Below are 4,701 nucleotides of genomic sequence, written 5' to 3'. Positions count from 1 at the left end.
GGGCTTCAGTTCCAGCTCGTGCCCTGGACGCCCTCGCTGGAGAGACAGCAGGGCAGGCACGTCTCCGGCGTCGCGCGTGACGATGGCGGGATCGACTGGAGCTTCACCCGGAACAGGGGGCTGGGTTTGTGAATCGTTTGGCTGCTAGGGCTGGCAGGGCTTCCACGACTTTCGATCCGGACCACCGTCACTAGGTTCTGTTGACAAAAGACGGTAGCCACAACTTGACTGCGGCGAGGTTGAGAAAGGCGAGGAAGGATTTCCTCGTCTTGTCATAACGGGTTACGATACGGCGGAACTGCTTGAGCCTGTTGAACATCCTTTCGATACGATTTCGGTCACGGTATCGGCGGAAATCGCAGGGAATGCCCTGTGTCCGGTTCGAACGTGGCGGGATTACGGGCAGGATACCCCGAAACAACAGGTTCTCCCGTATTCTGTCACTGTCATACCCTTTGTCTGCCAGAAGCCCGTGCGGTGTGGCGACTGGCAGAGACAGCAGGGCATCGGCGCCGGTATAATCGGACACTTCGCCACCCGTCAGCTCGAAACCAAGAGGGCGTCCCTGACCGTCAGCACGGGCGTGGATCTTGCTCGTAAAGCCGCCGCGGCTTCGACCAAAGCCTTCCTTATGAGTCCCCCTTTTGCGCCAGCCGCCTGGCTGTGAGCCCGGACGATCGTGCTGTCGATCATGTGCTGCCAGTCATCGGTCAGACCGAGTTCAACCAGTGTTTCCAGCAAGGCATCCCAGACGCCTTGCTCAGTCCATCGACGGAACCGGACATAGACCGAGTTCCATTTTCCGTAGCGCTCATGCATGTCCCGCCATGGGCAACCGACACGCAGGACATAAAGCATTCCATTGAGAAACAGACGATTATCCTGTGCCGGTCTCGACCAGCGGCCACGTTCAGGCGGCAGCAGGCCGCCAATGATCGCCCATTCCTCGTCCGTCAGGTCGCCGCGCATTCACAGGTCTCCGCAAAGGCCAGCGTTGAATCACGTCCAGGCCAGTCTGAAAAGACCTTTTGTCAACAGAACCTAGGCCCTTCAAGGTGCTTATCTGAGACTGATGAAATGGGATTCAGTTGTCAGGACAAAGCTGTAGTGGGAAGCGCCACGCATGGTATTCAGCTGGTGGCTAGCAAAAGGAAATACTCGGTACCCTTTAGTTTGATACCGCCTCTATGCGGGTCAATTACACCTGAATCGTGCAGCATCTTCGTACTGAATTTCGTTAGCCCCACACTCAATGCATACGTTGCAGCCCCAATTCTCGCTATAAGCCCAGCCACATGCCCATCCGCATGCAGGGCAGAATTCATCTGGTTCCACGTTTTGCCAACGCCATGGGTCGGCAAATTCCGGTATACCTTTCCGATCGTATGAGACTATTTCGAACGGATTGCACCCGACCGCCAAATATGCAGTGGGAGAATAACAGTGCAGCGCGGCGAGGACGTCTTCTGGTAAAATATTGAACCACTCCGTAGTTTTTCGCCTACGATCAGAAAACATTTCATGAAAACGTGATTCAATAACTCTATCCTCATCGCGATCAGAGGTCTTTACGTAACCCATAAGCACAAGTCCTCGTGGATTTCCGGTGCTAAGCTGTGAAATTCGGACAGAAATATCCTTTGAATACCCAATTTTTACCACGAAGTGGTCTGATGAATCCTCCAGTTCCGTAAGGAAATACACTGCCATTTGTATGTGCTCCAACCTCGCTGGGGGCGCTTTGCCAATGAGGCGGCACATAAAGCGTCTCGGTAATATACGCTAACATGTCCGCGTCCTGCGTCTACCGTGTTACTTTCCGTTACTACACTACGGCGCCACTGGCGATGCCTCATGTGCCTGTCGTTCCTCGAACTCCAGAAGCCAGTTTTGGGCGTTGTCCAAGGTGACAAACGCCATGTGTTTTGCTGCGGCTAGGCTCTCTTGGCAACGTGGCCATGGCGGGCTGTACCCGCTCGAATGAACTAGGTTTACCAGCCATCGCCCAGTTTAGTCCAAACAACTTCACCATAGTTGTACAGCAACCGACGCTTAAAGCGTATCATCTGACGGCCCAAGGCAAGCAATTTCCCCGACACCTGTACCTCGCCGTCTAGGGCTCTGTTAATGCCTCTAAGGATCGTCTTCCGTGACCAGAATTCAAGAGACGATGCGCATTCTCTCGCGGAAGACAGGGTTAGGTTATTACTTGCAGCGGGCCATCTGATTACCTCGATGCCGATGTTGTCGTCAATTTGAATGCCGTCATTACGTCATCTGCCGACATTTTGGTACACCCGGATGACAAATCACCGATGCTTAAATTCATTGGGCCTGCCGTCATCATGTTGATCTCTCTCGGAAAGACACACACACGAAACTCCTTCTGATAGTCAAACCTCTGCTGTTTTCTGAAAGGGGTCTGCTTGAGAGTAAACTGTCCGTGGAAAGTCTTGTCATCATAGTATTCCACCAGACCCGTCATAAATTTAAAATTCTGCTCGGCCATGGCTGATTGCAGGCGTTCCATGAAAATTTCAGCAGAAACTACCACAGCCCACTTACCAAACTCCAAGCACCGTGCATCAAACTTTAACTGCTCATTGGCTAAATCGATGTCTTCTAATGATAAATCGAGTTGGCCATCTACGATCTCGAAACCGATATTTCCAACAGCATACATACAGAACACATGCATGGAGTCGAATATATCCAGTGAGATGGCAATGGGTCCCGCTAAGTCTTCACTGGGAATTGTAAACGCTGAACCACCATTGAGGGGCTGAATCGTAATATTAATTTGATTTGGCTGCAGCCAGTGAGACACTGCTTCATGTTTATCCTGACGGCCACCATCGTCATCCTCCAAGGCCTTGAAGTAACTGAGAACCTTCAGGTGAAGATGCCCCGACATGAACTGGTCGGCATGTTGCTCTTCTTCAAAAAACTTCACAAACCACGCGACACTTTTGTTCAAAAGAAACACTCCATGGCAGTTTGACTGTTCACGTCTCTCCAGAGACCATTTGATTGAAAGGATATTGTCACGGTCATTGGAGCGAATTGGAGATTATCTGACTACATATCCATAAGTATCAAGGCAATTTTGAATATCTCAGATTCTGAACCTTTGAAATAAACAACTCCCAAGATTTCCTCTAAAGCGTAACTATATTTTTTTATTTTGCATTCGATACTTGGCCTTAGAGCTTTACATCCAGGGGCAATCAGTGCTGCAATAGGAACTTCATGGTATTTCATATCCGTTTCCGGGGCTGGAGTGTCAAGAGTGGGACGGGCCTACCCGACGGCAATTAGTCAGCCAAATTAAGCCGGAAATATATGATCAATCCACCACGCGCAGGCCGCTAACACCTCAAGCGCCATTCCCGGCGAGTGAGTGTCGGACGTACCATGGGATAATTCGTTTCGTATGAGAAGCAGGGCTTCAATGGGATCCGAGAGCGCTGCACTATAGACTGCCTGCGCGGGCAGAATGCCTTCCTTCCTCGCGCTATTGATGAGTGTCCGCAACGTCCCACGAACCGCTCTTCCCTGCCTGATGAATCGATGTTTTAGTGCCAATTCGAAGGCACCTACCACCTGCAGTTCACTAACCACGAAGAGATCATAATCAAAGAAGGCGTAGAGTGCCGTGTTTCGAGCACGATCAAAAGCCGTCACCACTTCAATCGGGACATCCCCCGAAAGGCCAATGGTCGCCAGTGCGCGATGATGATCTTCAATGGTTATTTGACGGGGCACGCCGTTTTCAAAGACACAGAGATCGGCAAAACGAGAGTCGGGGTTCAGAATGTCTTCAGCGGTCTTGAACGTCATTATTTGATCCGTTTCGTTTGTACACTACTGCAGTTTTCGATTAGGCACTTATCTCCGTATTACGAAAAGCCAAACTCGTACCTACCTGTCCGGGAGGCGGTGGAAGTGGAATGTAGTCATGCCCGGCTGACCAGTTCGTCCAGCGCACGGATGATCGCATCCTGTTCCCGTTCAGGTAGAATGCCCAGAACTGTGCCAAGCCGCTCGACGGGAACGGTCGCCAGATCGAGCGGATTGGCGAAAACGTCCTCACCTTCGACGAGAAGATGCGGTGTTAGTGGATGGCCTGATGGCTTACCGGCGGATCGCCGCACCAGCGGCATGACTACGCGGCCCCCGCTTCGCTCCAGTCGGCTGCTCTGGATTTGCACGACAAAGGGAATGTCCCGATTGCGACCGGGGTTTCGGTAGATGGCGAATTGCGGCATCGGTTCAGAGTGTTGAGAATTCGTCGCTCAGGAAGCCGTGTCGCGCATGCAGTGCATTCACCACGTCGATCACGCTATCCAGTTGCCGTTGCTCGTCTTCGCGTTTTTCACGTGCGGCATGAAGATAATCACCCAGCAGGGTCTCGACCGTTGCAGAGAGGTTTGGCGTGACCTGACGAACCTGGGCCAGCAGATCGGCATTGAGCGACAGATTGACCGGCCGTCGGGGGGCTGTCCGGTCGTAATGCGTGGTACGGGTGAAAGTGGCGACCATGTTTCGACTCCTCATACGCATGCCATGCGCATAACCAGATCATGTAGGTGGTCTACCACACCATGCAAGTATTTTTTCGCTCCTGACCGACTAGGTGCGATCGGGGCGATAAGGAGCTTGCATCCCCTGAAATGAAGGCTGTCCGCTGTTTCTCCGAAT

The 4,701-nt window shown here is 52.1% G+C and carries 7 protein-coding genes and 1 pseudogene; 1 reads left to right on the top strand and 7 read right to left on the bottom strand.

The features are described 5' to 3' along the window. A partial coding sequence (locus B7G66_RS13260) for a DUF3363 domain-containing protein (protein WP_148424800.1) occupies nucleotides 1-132 on the top strand: 132 nt, incomplete at its 5' end. A 61-nt stretch (nucleotides 133-193) separates the two neighbouring features. On the opposite strand, the pseudogene B7G66_RS18790 reads toward B7G66_RS13260, so the two are convergent. The 7 genes and pseudogenes from B7G66_RS18790 to B7G66_RS13225 all read right to left on the bottom strand — a co-directional run. Further along, nucleotides 194-945 (bottom strand): annotated as a pseudogene (locus tag B7G66_RS18790) (IS5 family transposase); the annotation flags it as partial. 249 nt (nucleotides 946-1,194) lie between these two features. Further along, nucleotides 1,195-1,710 (bottom strand): GIY-YIG nuclease family protein, encoded by a 516-nt coding sequence (locus B7G66_RS19105; protein WP_003618993.1) that lies wholly within the window; start codon nucleotides 1,708-1,710, stop codon nucleotides 1,195-1,197. 517 nt (nucleotides 1,711-2,227) lie between these two features. Further along, complete coding sequence (locus tag B7G66_RS13240) at nucleotides 2,228-2,977, bottom strand: hypothetical protein (RefSeq protein WP_003618995.1); 750 nt, start codon at nucleotides 2,975-2,977, stop codon at nucleotides 2,228-2,230. A 101-nt stretch (nucleotides 2,978-3,078) separates the two neighbouring features. Then, the gene (locus B7G66_RS17505; protein WP_141313046.1) at nucleotides 3,079-3,261 is read right to left on the bottom strand and encodes a hypothetical protein; all 183 of its coding nucleotides are present in this window, start codon (nucleotides 3,259-3,261) and stop codon (nucleotides 3,079-3,081) included. A 66-nt stretch (nucleotides 3,262-3,327) separates the two neighbouring features. After that, nucleotides 3,328-3,840, bottom strand: a complete 513-nt coding sequence (locus tag B7G66_RS13235; protein ID WP_003618996.1) for a hypothetical protein — start codon at nucleotides 3,838-3,840, stop codon at nucleotides 3,328-3,330. A gap of 116 nt (nucleotides 3,841-3,956) precedes the next feature. Next, a complete protein-coding gene (locus tag B7G66_RS13230) occupies nucleotides 3,957-4,268 on the bottom strand; it encodes a CcdB family protein (RefSeq protein ID WP_040510622.1) in 312 nt (103 codons plus the stop codon). A gap of 4 nt (nucleotides 4,269-4,272) precedes the next feature. Further along, a complete protein-coding gene (locus B7G66_RS13225) occupies nucleotides 4,273-4,542 on the bottom strand; it encodes a type II toxin-antitoxin system CcdA family antitoxin (RefSeq protein ID WP_003619000.1) in 270 nt (89 codons plus the stop codon). Between the last annotated feature and the right edge of the window lie 159 nt (nucleotides 4,543-4,701).

It is taken from the genome of Novacetimonas hansenii JCM 7643, assembly GCF_000964405.1.
GTDB classification, from domain to species: Bacteria; Pseudomonadota; Alphaproteobacteria; order Acetobacterales; family Acetobacteraceae; genus Novacetimonas; species Novacetimonas hansenii.
The sequence above is the reverse complement of the archived record's forward strand: the minus strand, read 5'-3'. Positions and strand labels throughout refer to the sequence as shown.